Source organism: Rhizobium grahamii CCGE 502, assembly GCF_000298315.2.
GTDB classification, from domain to species: domain Bacteria; phylum Pseudomonadota; class Alphaproteobacteria; order Rhizobiales; family Rhizobiaceae; genus Rhizobium; species Rhizobium grahamii.
The window spans coordinates 166512-191889 of the sequence record NZ_AEYE02000011.1; the positions used below are offsets into that span (position 1 = coordinate 166512).

Here is a 25378-nt window from a genome sequence, read left to right on the forward strand (position 1 = left end):
GCGGTTCCGCGCCTGTCCGCGGGAGCGGCGGAAGCGAGTGTCTGCCGCCAGGAGAATTAAGCGAATGGAACAGGATGCAATGCCGCCGGCGGCGGAAGGCGAAGCTGTCACGGCAGTGACCGATCGCCGTGCCCTGTTTGCGCTGCCGGGCCTGATCCTTGCCGGTGGTGCGCTTCTCTGCGCCACGCTGACGCTGTTCGTGCTGCTGGGGCTGACACCGATCGCGCCGACCTATCACGTCGTCGTCACCTCGGTCGTCGTGAACTCGTTCTTCGTGCTCGGCCTGATGGCGTTGATTGCGCGCGAGGTCTCTCGTCTGCTCAAGGCACGCAAACGCGGGCGAGCGGCGGCGCGGCTTCACATCCGCATCGTTGTACTTTTCTCGATCGTCGCGATCACCCCGGCGATCCTCGTCGCCATCTTCGCCAGTATCACGCTGAACGCCGGCCTCGACCGGTGGTTTGCGCTTCGGACGCAATCGATCATCAGTTCCTCCCGCAATATCGGGCAGGCCTACATGATGGAGAATGCGAGCTACTTGCAGGGCCAGACGGTGTCGATGGCCAATGACCTCGAGCGCAATCGGGCCCTGTTCAATCTCGATCGGACGGGCTTTTCCGACCTTATGACTCGGCAGGCCCGCGGACGCGGGCTTCTCGGCGCGTTCCTGGTCCAGTCTGACGGTTCGGTGATCATCCAGGCCGATATCAAGACCGAGAAGCCGTTGCCCGCGATTCCTCAGGACGCACTGGACAAGGCGGCCGCCGGTCAGCCGACCCTGATCCCGCCAGGCATCACCAACCTCGTTGGCGCCATCATCAAGCTTGAGGCGATTGATGGCGCGTTTCTCTACACAGTTCGTGCTGTGGACCCGAAGGTCATGGGTGCCATGCGGATGATGGAGGAGAACGCCACCGAGTACAAATCGATGGAGGCGGGGCGCTTCTCGCTGCAGATCGCCTTCGCGGTTCTGTACATCGGCTTTGCCCTGATAGTCCTGCTGGCCGCCATCTGGACGGCAATCGCCGTCGCCGACCGCATCGTGCGTCCGATCCGCTTGCTGATTACAGCCGCCGACAGTGTCGCCTCTGGCAATATGGATATCATCGTTCCCGTTCATGCTGTGGACGGCGATGTCGCCAACTTGTCACGCACCTTCAACAAGATGATCTCCGAAATTCGCACGCAACGTGATGAAATTTTGGAAGCCAAGGATGAGGTGGACGACCGTCGACGGTTCATTGAAGCGGTCCTTTCGGGCGTCACGGCCTCGGTGATCGGCGTCGAGCACGACCGCAGGATCACCATCGTTAACAGTTCCGCTGAAGCGCTGATGGCCCTCTCGGCCTCAGAGATGCTCGGCAAGCAACTCTCCGAGATCGCACCTGAAGTCGACCAGGTGCTGACGGAAGCCGAATCCCGCTATCGCGGCGACTTCCGCAAGCAGATTGCCCTTGTCCGAGCCGGGACCGTCCGGACGCTCAGCGTGCAGGTCACGCGCGAGGAAGTGCGCGACCTGAGCGAATCCTATGTCATTACGCTCGATGACATTACCGACCTTGTCATCGCGCAGCGCTCGACCGCATGGGGCGACGTTGCTCGCCGTATTGCTCACGAGATTAAGAACCCGCTGACTCCGATCCAGCTGTCAGCAGAACGCATTCAGCGCCGCTATGGCAAACAGATCAACCAGGATGACCGCAGCGTCTTCGATCAGTGCACGGAAACGATCATCCGGCAGGTCGGCGACATCGGCCGCATGGTAGACGAGTTCTCTTCCTTCGCCCGCATGCCGAAGCCGACCAAGGAGCCGAGCGATCTGCGCAAGATCCTGCACGATGCGGTGTTCCTGCGCGAGATGGGCAACAGCCATGTCAGCTTCCTGCAGGAAATGGGCGACCAGCCGCTGGAAGGACAGTTCGACAGCCGCATGCTCGGTCAGGCATTCGGTAATTTGATCAAGAATGCGGTGGAGGCGATTGAGGCCGTGCCGACCGGCGAACGCGACGAACGCAAGATCCTAGTTCGTGCTTCGCTCGATCCCGTGCGCGACCGGTTTACCGTCGACGTGATCGATAACGGCCGCGGCTTGCCGGTGGAGAACCGCCATAGCATCCTCGAACCGTATACGACGATGCGTGAGAAGGGCACCGGGCTTGGTCTGGCGATCGTCAAGAAAATTATTGAGGAACATGGCGGGCAGCTCGAGCTTCATGACGCGCCCGCTGATTTCGACCGGGGAAGAGGGGCGATGATCCGCGTGCAACTGCCACGTCTGGAAACCGTGCCGTCCGCCCCGGCCGCAAGTGACAAGGAAAGCGTTTATGGCCTCTGATATTCTGGTCGTCGATGACGAGCACGACATCCGCGAGATCGTCTCTGGTATCCTGTCTGATGAAGGACATGAGACCCGCACGGCGCATGATAGCGACAGTGCGCTGGCCGCGATCTCCGATCGGGCCCCGCGCCTGATCTTTCTGGATATCTGGATGCAGGGCAGCAAGCTTGACGGTCTGTCATTGCTGGACGAGATTAAGACACGGCACCCGGACATTCCTGTGGTCATGATCTCCGGCCACGGAAACATCGAGACCGCCGTATCGGCGATCAAACGAGGGGCCTTCGATTTCATCGAAAAGCCGTTCAAGGCCGACCGGCTGATTCTCATAGCCGAACGCGCGCTTGAGAATTCGAAGCTGAAGCGCGAAGTCTCCGAACTGAAGCGCAAGGCTGGCGATCCGGTCGAGCTCATCGGTACCTCGGTTGCCGTCTCGCAGCTTCGCCAGACGATCGAAAAGGTGTCGCCTACCAACAGCCGCATCATGATCTTCGGCTCGTCGGGTTCCGGCAAGGAGCTCGTCGCCCGTATGATCCACAAGAAGTCGACGCGTGCCAACGGCCCGTTCGTGGCGCTGAACGCCGCCAACATCACGCCGGACCGGATGGAGATCGCTCTGTTCGGAACTGAAGGCGGACCTGGCCAGGCGCGCAAGATCGGCGCGTTGGAAGAGGCGCATCGCGGCATTCTCTACCTGGACGAAGTCGGCGAAATGCCGCGCGAGACGCAGAACAAGATCCTGCGGGTTCTCGTCGACCAGCAGTTCGAGCGCGTCGGCGGCTCCAAGCGCGTGAAGGTCGATGTACGCATCGTTTCGTCGACGGCCTACAATCTTGAGACACGCATAGCCGAAGGCTGGTTCCGCGAGGATCTCTATCATCGCCTTGCCGTCGTACCGGTGCGCGTACCGGCGCTGGCAGAACGGCGCGAAGACATTCCGTTCCTGGTCGATCAACTGATGCGGCAGATCTCCGAGCAGGCAGGCATCCGTCCTCGCCGGATCGGCGATGACGCTATGGCCGTGCTGCAGGCGCATGATTGGCCGGGCAACATCCGCCAGCTGCGCAACAACATTGAGCGGCTGATGATCCTCGCCCGTTCCGATGGCCCGGATGCGCCGATCACGGCGGACATGCTGCCGACCGATCTCGGCGACATGCTGCCGAAGGTGTCTGCCAAGAACGACTATCACATCATGACGCTGCCGCTTCGCGAAGCGCGCGAAATGTTCGAGAAGGACTACCTGATTGCGCAGATCAATCGCTTCGGCGGCAATATCTCGCGCACGGCGGAGTTTGTCGGCATGGAGCGCTCGGCCTTGCACCGCAAACTGAAGTCGCTCGGCGTTTGATTGAAGAGACGGCGCTGCGGCGCCTCACCCATTTTCCCGCACATATCCACGCACAGGTTTCCATGCCCAGAATAGCCTACGTGAACGGCCGCTATGTCCCACACGCGAACGCGATGGTCCATATCGAAGACCGCGGCTACCAGTTCGCTGACGGCGTCTACGAAGTCTGCGAGATAAGACACGGCTATATTGTTGATCTTACGCGCCACCTGAACAGGCTGGAACGGTCACTGGGGGAGTTGCGCATTGCCTGGCCGATGAGCCGCAATGCGTTGACCCGAGTTATTCGCGAAACGGTGCGACGCAATCGGGTTCGTAACGGCCTCTTCTATCTGCAGGTCACCCGCGGTGTTGCGCGACGTGACCATGTGTTTCCAGTCGAGGGAACGCCTTCCTCCCTGGTGATCACCGCCAAGAGCACGGATCCCTCTGTGATCGCGAAAAAGAATGCGACGGGCATCAAGGCGGTCACGGTTGCGGACAATCGCTGGGACCGAGTCGACATCAAGTCCGTCGGCCTCCTGCCGAACGCCTTGGCGCGGCAGCAGGCGAAGGAAGCCGGTGCCCAGGAAGCGATCTATGTCGACGCGGACGGCATGGTGAAGGAGGGAGCCGCCACCAACGTCTGGATCGTCGATCGTGACGGCACACTCGTTACGCGCCCGGCCGAACACGGTATCCTCCGCGGCATTACCCGCACGACGCTGATCGACGTGGCAGCCAAGCTGGGAGTGAAAATCGAGGAGCGAAAATTCTCGGTCGCCGAGATGCTCGCCGCACGCGAAGTCTTCATCACAGCTGCTACGAGCATCTGCTTTCCGGTTGTGTCAATCGATGCGCAAACGATCGCAAATGGCCATCCCGGCAGCGTCTCCCAGAAAATCCGGGAAGCCTTTTTCGACGTTGCGGAAAAGATTGCGATTTGATACCAAGACTTTCTGGGCAGAGGGGATGAGGCTTGTCAGCTGCCTGCAGGCGAGGTTGATTAGTATTCCACCGGCAAAACAAAGCCGGCAATAAAGAAAGAAGCGGCGCGATGGCGGAACGTTCTCAGAATTTGCAGGACCTATTTCTCAATACTGTTCGCAAGCAAAAGATTTCACTGACAATTTTTCTAATCAACGGCGTTAAGCTGACGGGCGTCGTTACGTCCTTCGACAACTTCTGTGTTTTGCTTCGCCGTGACGGCCATTCGCAACTCGTGTATAAGCACGCAATCTCGACCATCATGCCCGGCCAACCGATGCAGATGTTCGAAAGCGAAGAAGCCGCCTCCTAACGGGACCTGCAATTATCTCGACACGCGATACCAAGAACGATTCGATCATCCCGGAAGCCGTAAAGCACCGGGATGACATGCGCGCGACTATCGTCGTGCCCGTGCTCAAACAGCCGCGTGCTGGGCGGGGGGGCAGTGATTCTACGCCCCTGGTTACCCGCACACCCGAAAGTCGCCTGGAAGAGGCGACTGGCCTTGCCCAAGCTATCGACCTTGATGTCGTGTACGGCACCATCGTGTCCGTCAACGATCCGAGGCCCGCGACGCTGATGGGCACCGGCAAGATCGCAGAGATCAAGGCAACGTTGGATGCCAACGATTCCGGCCTCGTGATCGTCGATCACCCGTTGACACCAGTGCAGCAGCGTAATCTCGAGAAGGAATGGAACGCCAAGGTTATTGACCGCACCGGTCTTATCCTTGAGATCTTCGGCCGACGCGCGTCGACCAAGGAAGGCACGCTGCAGGTCGATCTGGCGCACCTGAACTACCAGAAGGGCCGTCTGGTCCGCAGTTGGACCCACCTTGAACGCCAGCGCGGTGGCGGTGGCTTCATGGGTGGTCCCGGTGAAACCCAGATCGAAGCCGACCGCCGTTTGCTGCAAGACCGTATCATCAAGCTCGAGCGCGAGCTGGAGCAGGTGGTGCGCACGCGCCAACTCCATCGCGCGAAGCGCAAGAAGGTGCCGCATCCGATCGTTGCGCTCGTTGGCTATACCAACGCCGGCAAGTCGACGCTTTTTAACCGCATCACCGGTGCAGGCGTGCTTGCCGAAGATATGCTCTTCGCAACGCTCGACCCGACGCTGCGCCGGATGAAACTGCCGCATGGGCGCACCGTGATCCTTTCCGACACGGTCGGGTTCATCTCGGACCTTCCGACGCATCTCGTCGCAGCCTTCCGCGCAACACTGGAAGAGGTCTTGGAAGCGGACTTGATCCTTCATGTCCGCGATATGTCCGACGTCGACAATCAGGCGCAGAGTGCCGACGTGCTCCGCATCTTGAAGGACCTCGGCATCGACGAGGAAGAGGGCGACAAGCGGATCATCGAAGTCTGGAACAAGATCGATCGCCTTGAGCCGGAAGCGCACGATGCGATCGTGCAGAAGGCCAGTAGTGCCGAGAACGTCGTCGCCCTGTCCGCGATCAGCGGCGAGGGCGTCGATACGCTAATGGGAGAGATCAGCCGCAGGCTGTCGGGCGTGCTGACGGAGGCGACGGTACGCCTGCCTGTCGACAAGCTCGCGCTGCTGCCGTGGCTCTACGATCATGCGATTGTCGATAGCCGCGAAGACAATGAAGACGGCTCCATCACACTTGATGTGCGCCTGTCTGAAGCGGAAGCGGTCGAACTGGAACGTCGCCTTGGAAACGGGCCGAAAGCCGCCAAGGAGGCTTGGGAACGCTAGCGCAAGCTCGCCGGTACGACCGGCTTTGCGCTCCCGCACACGACTGTCTTCGCGCTAGGTGTCCTTGGGTCAGCCCAACTGGCGTTCGATTGCCTTCGCCGCCTGCCAGATTTCCTCCATCCGCTCCAGACTTGCAGCCTCCAGTGTCCCGCCTTCCGCATCAAGAATCGTCTCTATGTGATTGAAACGTCGGCGAAACTTCGTATTCGTACCCCGTAATGAGTCTTCCGGATCAGCCTTCACGTGCCGGCCAATGTTGACGACCGCGAAGATAAGATCGCCGAGCTCATCGCGGACCTTTGCTTGATCCCCCTCAGCCAGCGCAACGCGCAGTTCGCCGATTTCTTCCTCGATCTTGTCGAGGATCGGTTCGGGAGCGGACCAGTCAAAGCCGACCTTTGCGGCGCGCTCCTGCAGCTTCAGGGCTTCCGTCAGGGCAGGGAAGCTTCGCTGCACCGACCCCAGGAAGCCGGCCCGGAAATCCTCGGTAATGCCGCGCTTGGCTCGCCGTTCGGCGCGCTCGCGCTTCTCTGCCTGCTTGATGTCGTCCCATTGCTTCTTCACGGCGTCAGGCGTGTCTGCCTCGGAGCGGGCGAAGACATGCGGATGGCGGCGGATCATCTTGCGGGTAATGGCCTCGACGACGTCGCCGAAGGAGAATTCACCGGCTTCCTCGGCCATCCGCGCGTGGAAGACAACCTGCAGGAGCAGGTCTCCGAGTTCCTCGCAGAGGTCGTCCATGTCGTTGCGCTCGATCGCGTCGGAGACCTCGTAAGCCTCCTCGATCGTGTAGGGCTTAATCGTCTCGAACGTCTGGACAATGTCCCAGGGGCAGCCGGTTTCGGGGTTGCGTAGCTCGGCCATGATCTTGATCAGGCGCGAAATGTCTTTGGAAGCTTCCATGGTCGCTCAGTTCAGTGGAATGTCGTTGTCGCCCTTGGACGCCTGGTAGCTTTCCGAGAGCATGTCGTAACGCGTCTTGATGCGCGCGGTCTGTGCCTTCAACTCGGCCTTCAAATGCTCGTCTTCGGTCTCGACGAGATCGGCAATGGCAAAGCTGTTCCAGAATGCGTTGCGGCGTCTATAGCCGCCCGGTTCCAGGCCGAAAACCTCCTTCAGGATCTTCAGGTCGTGAGGAATGGCGAAGGCGTCGCGCGAATCCTCGTGGCTGAAGAAATAGTAGAAATTGTCGAACCCGGCCCAGGTGATCGCCGACATGCACATGGTGCAGGGTTCGTGCGTCGACAGAAAGATGAGATCCGTGGTGGCTGGCTTCTCGCCCAGTTCGTAGAAGCGCTTCAGCGTGTGCACCTCGCCATGCCACAGCGGATTTTCAAGCTCGTTGTTGGTCTCGGCGATGACGAGCGAGAGGTCGGACTTGCGCAAGATTGCAGCGCCGAACACCTTGTTGCCGGCAGCGACGCCGCGTTCGGTCATCGGCAGAATGTCCTGTTCCATGACGTTGAGCAGGCGGGCGGCGATAGTCTTGTCGGGCATGGCGTTCTCCTTGGTGGCTGCACTCTAACGGCAGCGGCAGGCGAGGCAAACGCCGATTTCGACAGCGACCGGGATTTGTCACAGCCTTCTGCTGCTCTGCGGCAGACACAGGTGTGTCCGCTGCGCCGCACCGGTGACTTTTACTCAAATCATTGAGGGACCGAGTAAAAGAATACGCGCCCGCGCGGGCATTGGAATTTCTGTTTCTTCATTTGCCTGGCCGGAGCGTGCATATTCCGGCAACTTCGAAATGGATTGATGATGCCTCCCAAGACTGAACAACTGTCGGTATTTCCTGCCTTCTTCCGCGTTGAAGGCAGGATTGCGGCTGTCTTCGGCAATGGCGACGAGGCCTTCGCTAAGGTCCGCCTGCTCCTCAATACGCAGGCGCGGATTGTCGCCTATGCCGATCGCCCCGAGGCCGATTACCACGCCTTTCTGATCGCCAACCGGATCGAGACGGTGCGCGCCGGCTTTGCCGCCGAACAGATCGTCGGCGCAACGCTCGTCTTCGCGGCGACCGGAGATGCTGCGCAGGATCGCGCCATCATCGAGGCTGCGCGCGCCGAGAAGGTGCCGGCCAACGCCGTCGATCAGCCTGAGTACTGTGATTTCTTCACGCCAGCCCTCGTCAATCGCGCGCCGGTGGCTGTCGCCATCGGTACGGAAGGTGCTGGCCCGGTTCTGGCGCAGATGATCCGTGCCCAGGTCGACCAGTTGCTTGCGCCGTCCCTCGGTCGTCTTGCCGATCTCGCGACCGGTTACCGTAAGGCCGTTGAGCAGATTGTTCCCAAGGGCGCTGCTCGCCGCCTTTTCTGGCGCCGCTTCTTCTCGGGCGCCGTTGCCGATGCTGTCGCCAATGAGAACCTGCCGCATGCGCGTCGTGCGGCCAATGGCCTGTTGCAGTCCGCCGAAAAGGTCGAGGGCCACGTGTGGCTGGTTGGTGCCGGTCCCGGTGCCGCTGATCTGCTGACGCTGCGCGCCCAACGCGTGATGATGGAAGCCGATGTCATCGTCTACGATGCCCTGGTGCCGCAGGAAATCGTCGATATGGGCCGCCGTGACGCCGAGCGTTTGTCGGTCGGCAAGCGCAAGGGATGCCATTCGAAGTCCCAGGAAGAGATCAACGATCTGCTCGTGCATCTCGGTCGCGAAGGCAAGCGCGTGGTTCGTCTGAAGTCCGGCGATCCGCTCGTGTACGGCCGGGCAGGCGAGGAGATGGCTGCGCTGCGGGCTGCAGGCATTTCTTATGAAGTTGTACCAGGCATCACGTCGGCTTTCGCCGCTGCCGCCGATTTCGAACTGCCGCTGACGCTGCGGGGCGTGGCGTCGTCGCTGGTCTTCACCACTGGCCACGATCTGACCGGTGACGTCTTGCCGGATTGGGCGAGCCTTGCGGTCTCGGGCGCGACGATCGCCGTCTACATGGGCCGCACCGTCGCGGCATCCGTAGCCGAGCGCCTGATGCAGGCAGGCCTGCCCGCGGAAACGACCGTCGCCGTCATTGAGAATGCAAGCCGTTCCGATCGCCGCCTGCTGCATGGTATTCTGCGGGACCTTCCGGATCTGCAGCACCGTAACGAGTTGACCGGTCCGGTCATGGTCATCATCGGCGATGCGGTCGCAGGCGCCAATTTCGAACTGTCGGAACCGCTTGTGCGCGAACGCGCCCGGTCCGAGGAATTTGCAAGGAGCTGAAGATGGTAGACAAGGTTCTCACCGCCAACCGATTGACGGATGGCATCGCCGTCTGGCTGAACGCCAACGGCGAATGGGTTACCTCGCTGCAGGAAGCCCTTGTGGCTCGTCACGCCGAGGCCGTCGCGGCTCTGGAAGCGATCGGCAAGAAGTCCTATGCCGACAACCAGGTGGTGGACGTTGCTGTCGTCGAGGTTCAGGAGACCGATGGCGTGCTCTGGCCGCTGCGTCTTCGCGAGCGCATCCGCGCCCAGGGTCCGACCATGGAATACGCGCCGGGCTACCAGCCCGCCGACCCCGCATTCATTGCAGTCTGAGGAAGCAGATGTATCGTTACGACGAATTTGACCACGCTTTTGTCGCCGAGCGCGTCGAGCAGTTCCGCGACCAGGTCCAGCGCCGCCTTTCCGGCGAGCTGGCCGAGGATGCGTTCAAGCCGCTGCGCCTGATGAACGGCGTCTATCTGCAGCTTCACGCCTACATGCTGCGCATCGCCATTCCCTATGGCACGTTGAGCTCGCGCCAAGTGCGCATGCTCGCCCATATCGCGCGCAAGTATGACCGTGGCTACGGCCATTTCACGACCCGCCAGAACTTGCAGTTCAACTGGCCGAAGCTGTCCGAGATCCCGGATGCGCTTTCCGAGCTCGCCTCCGTCGAAATGCATGCGCTGCAGACATCGGGCAACTGCATTCGCAACGTGACCGCCGACCATTTCGCTGGCGCCGCGGCCGACGAGGTTGCCGATCCGCGTCCCTACGCCGAAATTCTGCGCCAGTGGTCTTCGGTCCATCCGGAATTCTCGTTCCTGCCGCGCAAGTTCAAGATCGCCGTCACCGGCGCCGAGCGCGACCGCGCCGCGATCCAGGTCCACGACATCGGCCTGCATCTGAAGAAGAACGAGAAGGGCGAAATCGGCTTTGCCGTTTACGTCGGTGGTGGCCAGGGCCGCACGCCGATGATCGCCAAGCTGATCCGTGACTTCCTGCCGGAAGAGGACCTGTTGTCCTACACGACCGCGATCGTCCGCGTCTATAATCTCAACGGCCGCCGCGACAACAAGTACAAGGCTCGCATCAAGATCCTCGTGCACGAAACCGGCACGGAAGAGCTGACGCGCCAGATCGAGGCCGAGTTCGCGGAACTCAAGGACTCCGAACTGAAGCTGCCCGAGGCCGATGTCGAAGCGATCGCTACATATTTCGCGCCGCCGGCTCTGCCTGACCGCGCCGAAGGCTGGGAAAACCTGGCGCGCTGGAAGAAGGCCGACCCGGCCTTCGCTCGTTGGGTGCAGCAGAACGTGCAGCCGCACAAGCATCCTGATTACGGCATGGTGACAATCTCCCTGAAGCCGATCGGCGGCATTCCGGGTGATGCTTCGGATAGCCAGATGGATGCGGTGGCCGACATTGCCGAGGAATACGCTTTCGACGAAGTTCGCGTCAGCCATGAGCAGAACCTGATCCTGCCGCATGTGGCGCTTGCCGATCTCGAGGCTGTCTATCGCGGCCTGGTTGCCATCGGTCTTGCCGAAGCCAATGCCGGTCTCATCACCGATATCATTGCCTGTCCCGGGCTGGACTACTGTGCGCTCGCCAATGCACGTTCCATTCCCGTTGCGCAGGAAATCTCCCGGCGCTTCGGCGATCCGGATCGCCAGGCTGAAATCGGTGAGCTGAAGATCAAGATCTCCGGCTGCATCAATGCCTGCGGCCATCACCATGTCGGCCATATCGGCCTGCTTGGCGTCGAAAAGAAGGGCGCTGAGCTCTATCAGATCACGCTCGGCGGTTCGGGCGACGAGCATACGTCGATCGGCGAGATCATCGGTCGCGGTTTCGAGCCCGACAAGGTGACCGACGCGATCGAAACGATCGTCAACACCTACCTGACAATCCGCAAGGAGCCGTCGGAAATCTTCCTCGAAACCTATCGCCGCGTTGGTCCGCAGCCGTTCAAGGACGCGTTGTATGGTTCAGCGGCAGAAGCGGCGTAAGGAGGGAGCGATGACCAAGATCTGGAGAGAAACCGGTTTCGTCGAGAACGATCCCTGGGTGATCGAGACGGAAGAAGTCAAGGCAGGCGAGGGGCAGAAGCCTCTCCTTACCCTGGACGAGCTGATCGCCAAGGCCGATGAGAGCAACGAGGTCGGATTCGGTGTGCTGATCAAGCCGGCGGACGATGTTCGCAAGCTCGAGCCCTACCTCTATCGCCTGGAGATTGTCGCTGTCGCCTTCCCGGCGTTCAATGACGGTCGCGCCTTCAGCCACGCGTCCCTGTTGCGCGATCGCCTGGGTTACACCAACGAACTGCGTGCGGTCGGTGATGTGCTGATCGACCAGATTCCGCTGATGCAGCGTGTCGGCATCGACAGCTTCGCCGTCACCAACGAGACTGCGATAAAGCGTCTCACGGAACATCGTCTGCCGGGGATTCCGCATCATTATCAACCGGCTGTGCGTGACGCGGACGCCGGCAAGGGCTATAGTTGGCGTCGTCAGGCGAAGCCGGCTGCGTAAGCACCGGTTCGCCGTCAAGGAATTTGACGGAACGGTGCAATGAAGACTTTTGAAATCGCGGTGATCGGTGGCGGCCTTGCCGGCATGATCGCCGCTATCGCTTTGGCTCGCGGCGGACGCAACGTTGCTCTTGTTGCTCCGCCGTCATCAAGCCAGGACCGGCGCACGACCGCGCTCATGGATCAGTCGATCCGTTTCCTCGACAGGTTGACCCTTTGGGAGAAGCTGCGCCCGGCGGCCGCTCCGCTTTCGACGATGCGGATCGTCGACGGCACGAATCGCCTGCTGCGGGCGCCGATCACCACCTTCCGGTCGGTCGAACTCGATCTCGAGGCCTTCGGCTACAATTTCCCGAACAGGGCGCTGATGGAAGTGTTGGAGGCCGCGATTGCCGCTGAAAGCAACATCACGCGCTTCAGCTCGTTTGCCGACGTCATCGATATCAGCGCCGATTCGGTGACTATCACGCTCGCCGATGGCGAAATCCTGTCCGCGTCGTTTGCCGTTGGCGCCGATGGGCGCAAGTCGAAACTGCGCGAGACCGCCGGCATCGACGTCAAGACCTGGTCCTATCCGCAATCAGCCATGGTGTTGAACTTCGAGCATTCGCTGCCGCACGAGAGTATCTCGACGGAGTTCCACACCGAAAGCGGCCCCTTCACTCAGGTGCCGCTGCCGGGCAATCGCTCCAGCCTCGTCTGGGTCCAGAACCCGTCGGATGCCGTGGCCCGCAACGAACTCTCGCTGATTGAACTGAGCAACGTCGTCGAGGAGCGGATGCAGTCGTTGCTCGGCAAGGTGACTGTCGAGGAAGGCGTGCAGCTCTGGCCTCTGTCAGGCATGATGGCCCATCGCTCCGGCAAGGGGCGAATTGCCCTGATCGGCGAAGCCTCGCATGTCTTCCCACCGATCGGCGCACAGGGGCTCAATCTCAGCTTGCGCGATGTAATGGCCCTCTCGGATATTCTGTGTACACGGCCCGAGTTGCCAATCGCTGCCGATGCCGGGGACCACTTCGATCGCAAACGCCGCGCCGATATCATGACCCGCACGGCAAGCGTCGATCTTCTCAACCGCTCGCTCCTCTCCGATTTCCTGCCTGTTCAGATGATGCGTGCGGCCGGCCTGCATATCCTGTCGGCGCTGCCGCCACTGCGCAGCATCGTCATGCGCGAGGGCATCGAACCTGGACGCGGTTTTCGCGACATTCCAGGCGCCATCAAGGAAAGACTAAGCCGGAAGAAGGCCTGATTTGATCGCGATCAGGACCGCCGAGACGGTCACGACCGACAGTGTCGTCGTGATCAGGATCGTCGCCGAGGCACGTTCCTGCCAGACGCCGTATTGCTGCCCGATGACGAAGACGTTGGTCGCCGTCGGCAATGCGCCGAGCAGCACTGCCGCATAGACCCAGATAGGATCGAAGCCACCGACAGTGGTCAGGGCAAGATAGACGACGATCGGGTGAATGATCAGTTTCGCCGGAACGATGTAGCCGATCTCGACAGGCACGCGCTTCAATGGCCGAAGTGCCAGTGTCACTCCCATTGCAAAGAGGGCGCACGGCGCGGCAGCCTGCGCGAGGTAGTCGACGAAGCGCTGGAATGCAAGCGGCTGATTGACGTGCAGGCCGGCGGCAACAAAGCCGAGGGCTGTCGATAGAATAAAGGGATGAAAAGCCACTTTCCGAGCGATATCGATCGCCAGGCGACCAACGGAGCGCCGGTCGTCGCCAGCCACCGCCATGAGCGCCGGAGCGACGATGAAATGCAGCGCGTTCTCCAGGCAGACGATCAGCGCCACCGGCACGGCCGCGCCTTCTCCGAGTGCCAGCAATGCGAGACCCGGCCCCATATAGCCGATATTGCCGTAGGCACCTGCAAAGGACTGGATTGTGCAGTCTGCCAGCGAATTGCCCCGGACCCATCGGCCGATCGCAAACAGCACAACGAAGATTGAATAGGTTGCCGCGAGGTCGGTAGCAATGAAATCGATGCGCGTCAGATCCTCGAAGGGGGTGCGTGAGACTAGCTTGAAGAAGAGCGCGGGTAGGGCCGCATAGATGATGAAGGTGTTCATCCAGCCGAGCGCTCCGGCCGGCTGCTTCGTCACTTTGCCCGCGATATAGCCAATGAAGATCAAGCCGAAGAACGGCAGAAGCAGACTGACGATATCGGACAACCATTATTCCAATGCAAATTTCCGTAGGGCGGTTTTCGGCTTAGCCGATTTTCATCAGGATTGGAAAGGTCTGCTGGAACCAGATTGCGATATCACTGACGAAACCGAACATGAAAGCGAGACCAGTTAGGACGAGAAATACGCCCATCACTTTCTCTACCGTCCCGAGGTGCCGGCGGAAGCGTGTCAGGAAGCCCATGAAGGCACCGGAAAAGCCTGCGGCAACCCAGAAAGGGATGGCAAGACCGAGGGAATAGACGGCCAGCAGACCAGCACCCGAGCCGACGGTCTCTCGTGAAGCCGCAACGCCAAGGATCGCACCGAGCACGGGGCCGATGCAAGGCGTCCAGCCGAAGGCGAAGGCCAGGCCCATCACATATGCGCCGGTCAATGTCGCCGGTTTGCCGCTGCCTTGAAAACGCGCCTCACGGGCCAGGATTCCGATCCGAAAGATCCCCAGGAAATTCAGGCCCATAACGATGATGATCAGGCCGCCGATCTTTGCCAGCAGATCGAGATGTTGGCGAAGCGCCATACCAATGCTGGATGCCCCGGCCCCGAGGGCGACGAAAACGGTGGCGAATCCGAGCGTGAAGAAAAGGGCTGAAAACAAAACGTCGCGTCGGCCGTTCGGCACAACGGCGACCGCGTTGCCACCGCGGAACTGCTCGACGGAAATGCCAGCCATATAGCAAAGATAGGGCGGAACGAGAGGCAGTACGCAAGGAGACAGGAACGACAGCGCGCCGGCAAAAAGGGCGCTCAATAACGAAATATCGGCAATCGACACTTAGGCACTCCGGCGGCAGGCAATCATCGGCGGAGTCCTACCCCAGGCTAGGCTTCGGGGCCAATCACCTTTTTGCGTTTTCGGATAATCGAGCATCTGCCAAGCGCGCAAAGCGTCCGAAAGCAGAAATGGCGCGCCAACGGGCGCGCCATCAGGAATTCAGGCGTTAGCAGACGCCACCATCACCGATCCCGGCAGACGGTCCGGTACTTGGTGATATAGTGATGGTGGCTCTTCTTCTGGTAGGGCTCTTCCCAGCATCTTTGCCGTGATGCGTAACGGGGACGATCGTAATCATAGTTTTCATCATCATAGGCATAGCGCGGGCCGTGCCTGTAATAACGCGGAGGTGGCTGATCGTCATAGTAACGCGGGCCGCCACCGCCGAATTCGAAGTAGACGCCGTCTGCAAAGGCGGGCGCGCTCACAAGCAGCGTCGCGAGACCGGCGGCCGCAATAACAAGCTTTCTCATAGTCAGTCTCCATGTGTCTCTGACGTAGCGCCCTCGAAGCGCTCTTGGTTGAACAGATTAGGGCCGACGAATGAATGTGCACTGAAGCCGGCGTTCATCTTACAGTCATGCTTGGCAGGTTCCCGAACAGCGATGATGATTCCCTAAATGGGATGCGGGGCGCTGCAGCAGGCCGGGCGCGTCAAGTGCACGCTTAATTATCAACGCAGGATCGGTGTTGCCGGTCAGTGATCAGCGTCGGAAATATGCGGAACGTGCAGTATCTGGCCATCGAGCAGAAGCAGGAAATGTTCTTCATCTAGCCGATTCACGATCTCGCCTTCCTCCGTCATATAGTCAGTCTTGGGCGAAGCCGCGTTCTGGCCGGAAATCCTCATCTGCTGGATGACGACATAAGTCTTCCCTCTGTCGTCCTGACACCGAAACCGCCTTTCCTCTCTATAGTTCGACATGGCCGAGCCTCCATCGCATTGAACGGAATCTTTGCTCGCAGCAGTGCAATTTCAAGGCCTACCAATTCCCTCGAGCAGATTTTGCTGTCTGCGCGGAAAACAGCATCTGGAGTGGCAGCCGAGGGAGGCTCGGCTGGGTTCGATCATCAACCGTCTTGCCCGGCTAAGTCACGGGCCGTGAGGCGACAGCGAGATCAACGGGCAGCATTCGCGACGCGATTGCCGGCGTTCTGAGTAGCGTTGACGGTATTGGCGGCATCACGCCCGACACCCTTGATGGTGTTTGCGCATGAGGTGAGGGCGATGAGCAGGCACAAGGCGGCAGCGACTTTGGCGGTGATCGTCATTGAGGCGTTTCCCTGTTGAAGATGTTAGGTAATGCACGAGACCGCAAGTTGTTCAAAACGAACCAAAATCGCGGCTGAGCGAGTGTAGGAGACGAAGAGAAGGACGGCCACAAAGAAAGCCCGGCGGGATATAATCCACCGGGCCTTTTAAACGGACCTACATAGGCGATGCTGGTCCGGCAGCGCAGATTTCAAACGCTGCAATCAACTAACGACCGACGCGGCCAAAAGTTCCTCAAATGCTCGCCGATACCGAGTTGAAGCGGCCCCGCACGAGCCCGAACCGGCCGGAAGCGGTCTACCGACTACATTCAATCTTGCGGCCGGCTTAGGCGAACGGCGGAAGCCAAGGTGTGTGTCATGGGGCGTATGAGAGCATCGAATTTCACGCTCTCCCCGCACAAGGAAACTTCATTTCTTTTGTTCACTAATTTTATAGACAATATTCGATCCAATAACGAAGGAGAAATATATGTCGCTGCGATTGGTGGGCATTGCCGGTAGTTTCAACCGTCCATCCAAGACCTTTGCCCTCGTCGGGCACATTGCTGGGCTTGCTGCAGAAACCTACGGGTTCTCCAAGACGGTTTACGATCTCAAGGACCTGGGGCCTTCTCTCGGAACTGCCTTGTGGCGAAGCGAGTTGGATGAGCAGGCGAGCCAGGTGATCGATGACATCGTCAAAGCCGACATTCTTGTTATCGGCTCGCCGACTTACAAGGGGTCTTACCCGGGCCTGTTTAAGCATCTGATCGATCTGATCGATCCAGCCGAACTTCGGGCCAAACCGATCATCATTTCCGCAACCGGCGGCGGGGACCGCCATGCGCTGATTGTCGAGCATCAACTGCGACCGCTTTTCGGCTTCTTCATGGCCCACACGCTGCCGACGGCCGTCTACGCCTCGGACCGCGATTTCGTCGACTACAAGGTTACATCCGAAGCGCTGTCTACCCGCATCGGCTCTGTCGTCGATGAGCTTGGCAGCTTCTCCTTCGTGCCGTCCGCAAGGGCTTCGTTGCAGGCGGCCGAGTGAACGGGCGAGGGAGGATGACATGGTCAGTCCGGAGAAAGCAACAATGGGAGGCGAGCTTTGGAGCGTCTTCGACTTCGCGCGCCGCTACCGGCTGACGATACGCGAGCAGAATCGCCTCCTGATGTTGTTTGGTCCTGTCGCCAGTGCCGCGGACCTGCTTGCGAATGCCAGGCGCACCCAACTGATTTGAGCGAGAGGAATGAAAATTGAGGATGCAGTCTCTTTTTCAATGGTTTCGGTCGGTGATCCACCACGGTTTTTCGCAACCGGCCGTGTCATGGAGCGAACTGACCAGGGAAGGCGAGCCGACCGCCCGCGATTACGAAATCTACTATTGGAACCCATCTCCCGGGCCCTGGTACTGAAGAGGGATCGACATGGCCGTTTTCGATAATCGCCGGTTCCGGTTTGCGGGTGCCGCAGCAGACCTTGCCGCCCAAGCGGCCACGATCCTGGCTTTCGGGTTCCTTTTCTCAGCCACCCTTGGGGTCTTCTAGGATCGATAGCTCGTTCATACGCCGCGACAAGGATTGATGATGACGCCAGTACTTATTCTTCCCGGGCTTTTTGGATCAGAGAATACGCACTGGCAGACCGCCTGGTTACAGGATCATCCCGAAAGTCGGCTCGTCGAACAGGACAACTGGGACAACCCGCACCTCATGACATGGCGGGCAAAACTTGAGGCGACACTTGAAGATGCAGGAGAAGCCTACATCGTTGCTCATAGTCTGGGATGTCTGCTGGCGGCAAGCCTCGCTGGTCGGTCCTCCGTGGCGCGGGTGAGGGGAGCGCTGCTGGTTGCGCCCTGCGACCTGCCGGCGACCGACAGATTGCATCCAGGACGGATTGCTTTCGGCACGATGCCGACGGCCGAGTTGCCGTTTCCGAGCATGGTGATTGGAAGCCTGAACGATCATTACATGTCGCTCGACCGCCTGACGTTCTTCGCTCGCCTCTGGGGCAGCGAGCTGCACAATGCCGGCCTGGCAGGGCACATCAACGTCGCCAGCGGCTATGGCCGCTGGCCGGGTGGCTATCGTATTTTCGAGAAGCTGAAGGCCAGGACGCGTCACCTCGATAAGATACCGACGAAAAGGCCGTTACTCGGCAGAGCGTCGTCTTCCGCGTGGTAGGGATTACTCTGCCGGCGCACCGATCAACCGTGGTGTTGAGCGTCAAACCGGCGACAGAATTACCTGGGATACTGTGAGGGCCAATCAGGCGGCCCGGCGCTATCCACTGCCGTGACCATTTTGGTCACAAGTGCTTGAATGGCGACAGAAAACAGCTACACAATCACACATCATTGAAAGCCGATATCATCTACCAACAAGGTCACCGCTCATGAGCCTCCGTATCAACGATATTGCACCTGATTTCACTGCTGACACCACGCAGGGTCCCATCCAGTTCCATGACTGGATCGGCGATGGCTGGGCGGTTCTCTTCTCGCATCCGAAGAACTTCACGCCGGTTTGCACCACCGAGCTTGGCGCGATGGCGGGATTGGAGCCCGAATTCCGGCAGCGCGGCGCCAAGATTGTCGGTATTTCCGTGGATCCGGTAGAAAGCCACAGCAAGTGGAAGAGTGACATCAGGACGGCGACAGGCTTTGATGTCGATTACCCGTTGATCGGCGACAATGAGCTGAAGGTTGCCAAGCTCTACGACATGCTGCCGGCCGGAGCCGGTGAAACCTCGGAGGGCCGGACGCCCGCCGACAATGCCACCGTCCGCTCGGTCTTCATCATCGGCCCGGACAAGAAGATCAAGTTGATCCTCACCTATCCGATGACGACGGGAAGGAACTTCAACGAGATCTTGCGCGCCATCGATTCGATCCAGCTGACGGCGAAGCATCAGGTTGCAACGCCGGCGAACTGGCAACAGGGCGAGGATGTGATCATCACGGCGGCCGTCTCGAACGAAGACGCCATAACCCGGTTCGGTTCGTTCGACACGATTCTTCCCTACCTGCGCAAAACCAAGCAGCCGCAGGCGTAATCTTTCGGGTGGGAGCCGAGTACGCCCGGGCGCCCATTATATGCAGACTGGCTTGAAGCACTTCACGGCTCTGTCCAAAAATTGAGAGGCGGCGAAATTCGGCGCCTCTTCTATTGTTCGCCCTGTTGTCGTCTTCGGCACGCATAGCGGCACAAACTTCCACCTGTTCTCGCGTTTGCCGGACCAATGCGGGTGGGTAGGGCCGCACACAGCAAGCAGGTCATTGGCGCCGTTTGCTCATTTATTTCCACTTTTACGCGTGATGCCCCTCGCATCTGCTGGGAGGCACGGATACATTGCGTCGTGAGCATAACCGCCGGGCAGGAGAAACGAGTATGAGCAGATTTCGCGCTTTGATGGCAGCCGGAGCGATGTTTGGCCTTTCCGCGCGCTCGCGTCAGCGTGCGCGACCCCCCCGAACTCGATGGGTTCTGCCTCTGGCTACGTGCCTGGGGATTCAATGAATCGAGCCTGCGAGGATGGCTTCAGACCAAGCGACGGACGCTCGTGCAGCTATTGACGGAGCGCTGTGATTCGATAGCAGCGGATCGCTAATCTCGGCCGTCCGCCTTCTTGATCTCTTGCCAATGCGGATAGTGCTCAGCACACCACCATCGCGTTTCGCCGCTCTTCGACGATGTGTGCCCGAAGCCTCCCCATTTCCCGCATCCTGTGACACAGCAATAGTGGTTTATATGGATGTTGGCGCCAGGTGCATCCGAGTGGTTTTCGATGCTCATCGCAGAGTATTCCCACTGTCCCGTCAGCTTCAGGTGTGCGGCACTTCAACCTACACTACTTAAATATCAAGTAAAACCAGAAGTATGCATGATGAAATAGCTACCCGCCGAGCTGGCGTCCGTAAGAGCGCGTCATTGTTCCACCTCGCCGTGGAAATGCTTCAACTTCTCTTCCCAAGGTCCCCGCTGTTCGCCAAAGATTGCCATTGCCGCAATCCAACCTCCGTAAGAGAAAAATGGCATTCCGGCGCGTGCGCGGTATTGACGTCGTCGGCGTGTTAGTATGGACAAGAACACTACGTCTGGTTCGCAGTACCATTCTTTCAAAACTGAAATTAGTCGCGGAATGATCACAGAAAGAAAGCAAGAAACCAAATTGGTCCAATCAAGCAGCCACGAAGCGCCAAGCTTCCGCGCGCGTGTCGCCGTTGTCATCCCTTGCTATAATGAAGAGGTCACGATTGGAGCCGTCGTCCGCGATTTTCGCGTGGCACTTCCCGACGCAACGATCTACGTCTTTGATAACAATTCTTCTGACCGTACGATCGCCTGCGCGCGGGAGGCAGGCGCAATTGTCAACACTGTCCGTGAGCAAGGCAAAGGCAATGTCATCAGGCGCATGTTTGCCGATGTGGAAGCGGACGTCTATCTGCTCATTGACGGGGACGGGACATACGATGCGAGCGCCGCACCAATTTTGATTGAGGAAATGTTGGCGCATGGCTTGGACATGGTGGTGGCTAGCCGAACTTCCACAGAGCGGGAGGCATATCGGCCCGGACACAGGTTTGGAAACTGGCTCTTGACCGCTTGCGTAATGATGATTTTTGGACGGTCTTTGACTGATATGCTTTCGGGTTATCGGGTGTTCTCGCGGCGCTTTGTTAAGTCCTTCCCTGCCCACGCCTCGGGCTTTGAGACCGAAACGGAATTGACAGTACACGCTTATGAACTCCGGATGCCAGTATCAGAGATAAAGACCGTCTACCGGTCGCGCCCCCCGGGCTCGTCAAGCAAACTTAATACATATCGTGATGGACTGCGTATTCTTCTGACAATATTCCGTCTTTTCAAGGCCGAGAAGCCGCTCGTATTCTTTGCAATAGGATTTCTATTCTGCGCTGCTGCCTCGGTGATACTCGCACTTCCTCTTCTGGCAACTTATTTGGAAACCGGCCTTGTTCCTCGCATCCCGACTGCAGTGCTGGCGGCATCCCTCATGCTGTTCGGTGCGCTGCTCTTAACATGTGGCATCGTATTGAACACCGTTACGAGAGGCCGCATGGAAATAAAGCGCCTTGCCTATCTCGCTGTGCCAGGGCTTTGGCGCTCAGGTACTCATGGCTGAACTGCCTAGACAGATACTGAGCTTCGCTGTCGCGGGCATCGTCGGTTTTGCGGTTGATCTGGGCGTGTTGTTGCTCGCCTTGCACTGCGGCCTAGGGTTCTTTTTGGGCCGATCTATCTCGTTCCTCGCCGCGGTACTCGTAACTTGGCAAATCAACCGACACTTTACTTTTGAGCGCCGGCGCGATCAGGAAGTTCAAAAGGAGTGGTGGCGGTATTTCGCCACCATGTTACTGGGCGGGTGCTTCAACTACGTGGTTTACAGCTTAGTCGTCTTGTCATTTCCGAAGCTCTGGTTATTGCCCGCAATTGCTGTAGCCGGCGGCTCTCTCGCTGGCATGAGCTTTAATTTCGTAGGTGCGAAATTGTGGGCATTCAAACCAGATCTGATACGGTCGCCGAAATGAAGGTGTCAAAAGCTGAGAGGCGAACGGCACTGCTCAATAAACCTCAGGCGCCGTTAGTGGCCGCTATCGTCGTTCCGCTGTTATTCGGCTTCTATTCCGTGATCCTGGGTGCGGATGCAAACTGGGACCTCTACAACTATCACGTCTATGCGCCGTTCGCGTTGATGAATGGCAAGGTGTCAATCGACCTGGCACCTGCTGGATTTCAGGGATATTTCAATCCGACGCTAGATCTCTTCCCATATCTTCTCAACCGAACGCTGCCTCCCGCAATGTCAGGCTTCTTGCAAGGGATGCTGCACGGCATGACTTTCGTCTTCGTCATGGGTATTGCGTCCGTAGTCCTTCCGGAAAGGCCCATTGAGGATCGATACCGTCTGCCGATCCTGCTTGCGCTTTCGGGGTGCCTCACCGCGGTCTTTTTGTCTGAAGTTGGCAATTCCATGGGAGACAACACGACCGCACTCTTCATTCTCGGCTCGGTCTTTATCATCGTTTCAAATTGGTCGACCCTCCGAAATTGCGACATGGCGGCGGCGATGCTCCTCGTGACCGCTGGCTTGTTGGCTGGCCTCAGCATGGGGCTGAAGCTGACAAACGTCGTCCCTGCGTTTTCGATCTGTGTCGCCTTATTGTTCAGCGGCCGTGGTACGTTGACCCTGCGATTGTGGTTGTCGATTGGTTTCGGCGTCGCTGCAATAATTGGCTTCGCCATAACGGGTGCCCACTGGATGATACGGTTGGCACAAGAATTCGGTAATCCGCTCTTTCCACAATTCAGCAACGTCTTTCCGCACCCGCTTGTTGCGCCAGTCGGCGTCGCCGACATGCGTTGGCGCCCGCAAGGCCTCCTCGAGACGTTTTTTTGGCCGTTCATTTTCTCCGTAAACCCTCGCAGAGTTGGCGAGCTGCCACTTAGGCAAATTATCTGGCCCATCGTCTATATGACGTTCTGGATCTGGACGCTGCGAAAGCTCTGGGCTCGGTACCTTGGTGCGACGCCCACTCTTAGACCCGAGGCATCGTTCCTGCTACTCTTCATCGCGACAGCTTATCTGCTGTGGATGCAACTCTTTAGCATCTCCAGATACATGGTGTCGTTTGAAGTCCTTTTGCCGCTTGCGTTGTTCATCCTTCTGACACAGCTGCGTCCCTATACATATGCGCGTCGCACAGCCAAATGGTTGTTGGTTGCCGCAGCTGCGGTTGTTCTGACGGCCGGAGCTCGTACCTGGGGCCATGAGGGATGGGGAGACCCGCTATACCACGCAGAAGCCCCGGCGCTGCCTGATCCCACTCGCGCGACCGTTCTCCTGGCAAGCGCCCAAAAACCGCTGGGTTGGCTGGTCAGTCTTTTTCACCCTGAGATCGCCTTTGTCGGCCTGGCGACCGCTTTTCCCGCTGCTCCAGCCTACAACGAAAAGGCCCAGGAGATTGCACGGGGACGCGGCGGCCCGATCTTTGTAATCACGGACGGTGAAGATAACACCCGTGCCTCCGATATGGCCTTTTACGATGACCTTGCACGTCGGATAAAGTTGACGGCGAGCCCCAAGGGCTGCGGCTTTCTCCGGTCCATCGTCTCGCAGTTGCGCCTGCGTGCAGATGTTGTCGCCTCGGAGGCCGACGATGCCGCGTGCCGCCTTGACGTGCCGCAATCGAGGAAGGTCGATGTTGGCGCCTCGGAGCGGGCACGTCGCGAGCAGGCTGGTCAGATCGTTGCTCAGGCAGGATTCACCCTGGATCCCGAGAGTTGCACCGTATTCACGGCGGGGATCGGCAGCGGTTCGCATCGATACCAATTGTGCAGGGCGATGCTGCCTTGACGTAACGGAGTGGCGGTAACCATCTCCAGCTCTTCCTTCGGCGTTGGCTAAACGCAATTCTCTGTTGGAGGGCGCGATCCTGCGAGGAACGCTCTCATACCGGAAGCTAGAATCCCTCTTCCTCAGTGCCGCGAGCTGTGGAGCAGGAGGGCTCGCCCGATAGATATTGGGGCGGTAGATTGTCCCCCACGTAGTTCACTATGCGAGGAGATACAGATGAGCAAATTTCCGACTCTCGTAGTGGCCGGAGTGCTGATCGGGCTGACCGCGATTGCTTCGGCTTGTACGACCCAGCAAAATTCAAATCGACCTGATTTCCAATACCAACCACGGCATTCCGTGAATCCCGCCTGCAACCATGGCTTCAGACCGACCAACGCGCTCTCCTGCGCCTACTAACGGGCGAGTACTCGGCTTTTGTTCCTGCCGATTACCAAAAGTAGCCCCGTATGGTCACCAGCGCGGCCGGTGTTGGAGATCCGTTGGTCCGCTTGCCTATTGCCATCGCCTTGGGACAAGTTTGTCTTTCGTCGACTTCAGGATGGCGGCATCGGCCACTACTGAGAGATGAGGGGCGCGGGCCTCTGCTGAACCAGCGCTTCGACTCCAACGAAACTTCGCGCTGGTTATCACAAGGACGAGTATCGCTGATCCAATCAGCAGCCGCGCCCCGGCCACCTTTTTCCTCGGTTGTGGCGAGCGGCCAACGCAAAAACGAAATTAAATCAATATGATTGGCGGAAGAGGTGTCTGCGTATCTGTAGCCATTAAGTTATTGATATTGGCTACGAGTATTTAAGCGAAAACTGAACATACCCCCAAAGGTACCCCCAATTTTCAAATCATCTCGGCGAGGACGACGACGTGAACAGATTCGCCGTCGCACGGCCATGTGTCGAGCTTACCATTGCTGCCGCTGCGGACTAGTACCAGGTTGCCGTCGATCGGGGTGAGGTTTGGATTCACCCAATAGATCCTCCCATCTACACGGACAGCGTACGTGCCCTCGATTTGAGGCTTGGCATAGCCGAATGGGAACTGGTCGATTGTAACATGCTGTGGAGATCCCCGACCCATCATGGGTGCGCCCATGTTTGGTAGTTTAGTGCTGCCCGCGCCTTCCTTCGCCTCATCAATGAGCATCTGAAGATCGGTCTGCGAAATATTTAGGAAGTCACCGAGGCGAACAAAGAACTGCTGGCGCGGTACGCCGCCCGTCTTCCACGTATTGAAGGCCTGCTGGCTCCAGCCGAATTCGCGGGCAAGCTCGCGCTCGGATTTGCCACGTCTTTTGAGTTCGGCAGACAGCATTTGGGAAAGGCGAGACACCGGTGAACCTCCATGGCAATAGTGACCATCTTGACAAATTTGTAACTTTACACTAATTGTAACCGTGATGACAAAATTTGTCGATATGGACACAAAGGAGGGCCTGATGGAAATTTCAAACGATAACCTGCCGGAGCGACTTCTGAAGCTTCGAGAAGTAAGGGCGGTGACGTCTCTCGGGACGAGCACCATCTATCGCCGAATGGCAGCGGGGACCTTCCCGAGGCCGTTGGTGCTTTCCGACGCTTGCGTCCGCTGGAAAGCCAGCTCGATCGCATTGTGGATCGAAAGCCTGCCGATCGCGAACGACAACGCCCGCGCCATGGCGGCTGCCTAAGAAATATTTCCG

At 58.9% G+C, this 25378-nt stretch carries 26 protein-coding genes and 1 pseudogene; 19 read left to right on the forward strand and 8 right to left on the reverse strand.

Annotated elements, in window-relative coordinates:
- Positions 1-64 precede the first annotated feature (64 nt).
- The 5 genes from RGCCGE502_RS09070 (at position 65) to hflX (ending at position 6380) form a co-directional block, all read left to right on the forward strand.
- Complete coding sequence (locus RGCCGE502_RS09070) at positions 65-2335, forward strand: sensor histidine kinase NtrY-like (protein ID WP_016553856.1); 2271 nt, start codon at positions 65-67, stop codon at positions 2333-2335.
- Positions 2325-3689 carry a nitrogen assimilation response regulator NtrX gene (gene ntrX / locus RGCCGE502_RS09075; RefSeq protein ID WP_016553857.1) on the forward strand — a complete coding sequence of 455 codons (1365 nt, stop codon included), beginning with the start codon at positions 2325-2327 and terminating at the stop codon, positions 3687-3689. The genes RGCCGE502_RS09070 and ntrX overlap by 11 nt, the downstream gene beginning before the upstream one ends.
- A gap of 62 nt (positions 3690-3751) precedes the next feature.
- Complete coding sequence (locus RGCCGE502_RS09080) at positions 3752-4615, forward strand: D-amino-acid transaminase (RefSeq protein WP_016553858.1); 864 nt, start codon at positions 3752-3754, stop codon at positions 4613-4615.
- Between the two features lie 110 nt (positions 4616-4725).
- A complete protein-coding gene (hfq, locus tag RGCCGE502_RS09085; RefSeq protein WP_003539403.1) occupies positions 4726-4968 on the forward strand; it encodes an RNA chaperone Hfq in 243 nt (80 codons plus the stop codon).
- Positions 4969-5045: 77 nt separating this feature from the next.
- On the forward strand, positions 5046-6380 hold the full coding sequence (hflX, locus tag RGCCGE502_RS09090; protein WP_016553859.1) for a GTPase HflX: 1335 nt from the start codon (positions 5046-5048) through the stop codon (positions 6378-6380).
- A gap of 69 nt (positions 6381-6449) precedes the next feature.
- Here the strand turns inward: hflX and mazG are convergent, their stop codons facing one another.
- Complete coding sequence (gene mazG / locus RGCCGE502_RS09095) at positions 6450-7283, reverse strand: nucleoside triphosphate pyrophosphohydrolase (protein WP_016553860.1); 834 nt, start codon at positions 7281-7283, stop codon at positions 6450-6452.
- Positions 7284-7289: 6 nt separating this feature from the next.
- Positions 7290-7877: a nucleoside deaminase gene (locus RGCCGE502_RS09100; protein ID WP_016553861.1), complete on the reverse strand. Its 588-nt coding sequence runs from the start codon at positions 7875-7877 to the stop codon at positions 7290-7292.
- Between the two features lie 261 nt (positions 7878-8138).
- Between RGCCGE502_RS09100 and cysG the strand changes: the two genes are divergently transcribed.
- The 5 genes from cysG to RGCCGE502_RS09125 are packed head-to-tail and all read left to right on the forward strand — an operon-like array spanning position 8139 to position 13345.
- Complete coding sequence (gene cysG / locus RGCCGE502_RS09105; RefSeq protein WP_016553862.1) at positions 8139-9575, forward strand: siroheme synthase CysG; 1437 nt, start codon at positions 8139-8141, stop codon at positions 9573-9575.
- Between the two features lie 2 nt (positions 9576-9577).
- Positions 9578-9892 carry a DUF2849 domain-containing protein gene (locus RGCCGE502_RS09110; RefSeq protein WP_016553863.1) on the forward strand — a complete coding sequence of 105 codons (315 nt, stop codon included), beginning with the start codon at positions 9578-9580 and terminating at the stop codon, positions 9890-9892.
- A gap of 8 nt (positions 9893-9900) precedes the next feature.
- Complete coding sequence (locus tag RGCCGE502_RS09115) at positions 9901-11571, forward strand: nitrite/sulfite reductase (RefSeq protein ID WP_016553864.1); 1671 nt, start codon at positions 9901-9903, stop codon at positions 11569-11571.
- Between the two features lie 10 nt (positions 11572-11581).
- Positions 11582-12094, forward strand: a complete 513-nt coding sequence (locus tag RGCCGE502_RS09120) for a DUF934 domain-containing protein (protein ID WP_016553865.1) — start codon at positions 11582-11584, stop codon at positions 12092-12094.
- A gap of 39 nt (positions 12095-12133) precedes the next feature.
- Positions 12134-13345: a UbiH/UbiF family hydroxylase gene (locus RGCCGE502_RS09125; protein WP_016553866.1), complete on the forward strand. Its 1212-nt coding sequence runs from the start codon at positions 12134-12136 to the stop codon at positions 13343-13345.
- On the opposite strand, the gene RGCCGE502_RS09130 is transcribed toward RGCCGE502_RS09125, so the two are convergent.
- From RGCCGE502_RS09130 to RGCCGE502_RS09150, 5 genes are all read right to left on the reverse strand, one after another.
- Positions 13325-14275 (reverse strand): AEC family transporter, encoded by a 951-nt coding sequence (locus RGCCGE502_RS09130; RefSeq protein ID WP_016553867.1) that lies wholly within the window; start codon positions 14273-14275, stop codon positions 13325-13327. The genes RGCCGE502_RS09125 and RGCCGE502_RS09130 overlap by 21 nt on opposite strands.
- A gap of 40 nt (positions 14276-14315) precedes the next feature.
- Positions 14316-15065, reverse strand: coding sequence for a cytochrome c biogenesis CcdA family protein (locus RGCCGE502_RS09135; protein WP_016553868.1), 750 nt, complete (start codon positions 15063-15065; stop codon positions 14316-14318).
- Positions 15066-15247: 182 nt separating this feature from the next.
- Entirely contained in the window at positions 15248-15538 is a 291-nt protein-coding gene (locus RGCCGE502_RS09140; RefSeq protein WP_016553869.1) for a hypothetical protein, read from the reverse strand.
- 224 nt (positions 15539-15762) lie between these two features.
- Positions 15763-15990: a hypothetical protein gene (locus RGCCGE502_RS09145; protein WP_016553870.1), complete on the reverse strand. Its 228-nt coding sequence runs from the start codon at positions 15988-15990 to the stop codon at positions 15763-15765.
- A 194-nt stretch (positions 15991-16184) separates the two neighbouring features.
- Positions 16185-16337: an entericidin domain-containing protein gene (locus tag RGCCGE502_RS09150; protein WP_016553871.1), complete on the reverse strand. Its 153-nt coding sequence runs from the start codon at positions 16335-16337 to the stop codon at positions 16185-16187.
- A gap of 472 nt (positions 16338-16809) precedes the next feature.
- On the opposite strand from RGCCGE502_RS09150, the gene msuE reads away from it, so the two are divergent.
- From msuE to RGCCGE502_RS09180, 8 genes and pseudogenes are all read left to right on the forward strand, one after another.
- Complete coding sequence (gene msuE / locus RGCCGE502_RS09155; RefSeq protein WP_016553872.1) at positions 16810-17373, forward strand: FMN reductase; 564 nt, start codon at positions 16810-16812, stop codon at positions 17371-17373.
- A gap of 19 nt (positions 17374-17392) precedes the next feature.
- Positions 17393-17563 carry a hypothetical protein gene (locus tag RGCCGE502_RS37195; RefSeq protein WP_019279806.1) on the forward strand — a complete coding sequence of 57 codons (171 nt, stop codon included), beginning with the start codon at positions 17393-17395 and terminating at the stop codon, positions 17561-17563.
- A 346-nt stretch (positions 17564-17909) separates the two neighbouring features.
- Positions 17910-18509 carry an RBBP9/YdeN family alpha/beta hydrolase gene (locus RGCCGE502_RS09160; protein ID WP_040674335.1) on the forward strand — a complete coding sequence of 200 codons (600 nt, stop codon included), beginning with the start codon at positions 17910-17912 and terminating at the stop codon, positions 18507-18509.
- Between the two features lie 211 nt (positions 18510-18720).
- On the forward strand, positions 18721-19380 hold the full coding sequence (locus RGCCGE502_RS09165; RefSeq protein ID WP_016553875.1) for a peroxiredoxin: 660 nt from the start codon (positions 18721-18723) through the stop codon (positions 19378-19380).
- A 335-nt stretch (positions 19381-19715) separates the two neighbouring features.
- Positions 19716-19900 (forward strand): annotated as a pseudogene (locus tag RGCCGE502_RS37880) (hypothetical protein).
- Positions 19901-20466: 566 nt separating this feature from the next.
- Complete coding sequence (locus tag RGCCGE502_RS09170) at positions 20467-21468, forward strand: glycosyltransferase (RefSeq protein ID WP_016553876.1); 1002 nt, start codon at positions 20467-20469, stop codon at positions 21466-21468.
- Positions 21461-21874, forward strand: a complete 414-nt coding sequence (locus RGCCGE502_RS09175; protein WP_016553877.1) for a GtrA family protein — start codon at positions 21461-21463, stop codon at positions 21872-21874. Before RGCCGE502_RS09170 ends, RGCCGE502_RS09175 begins: the two co-directional genes overlap by 8 nt.
- 56 nt (positions 21875-21930) lie before the next feature.
- Positions 21931-23700: a hypothetical protein gene (locus tag RGCCGE502_RS09180; protein WP_016553878.1), complete on the forward strand. Its 1770-nt coding sequence runs from the start codon at positions 21931-21933 to the stop codon at positions 23698-23700.
- Between the two features lie 837 nt (positions 23701-24537).
- On the opposite strand, the gene RGCCGE502_RS09185 is transcribed toward RGCCGE502_RS09180, so the two are convergent.
- Positions 24538-25029 (reverse strand): helix-turn-helix domain-containing protein, encoded by a 492-nt coding sequence (locus RGCCGE502_RS09185; RefSeq protein ID WP_016553879.1) that lies wholly within the window; start codon positions 25027-25029, stop codon positions 24538-24540.
- Between the two features lie 106 nt (positions 25030-25135).
- Between RGCCGE502_RS09185 and RGCCGE502_RS09190 the strand changes: the two genes are divergently transcribed.
- Positions 25136-25366, forward strand: a complete 231-nt coding sequence (locus RGCCGE502_RS09190; protein ID WP_016553880.1) for a helix-turn-helix transcriptional regulator — start codon at positions 25136-25138, stop codon at positions 25364-25366.
- The last annotated feature ends 12 nt before the right edge of the window (positions 25367-25378 follow it).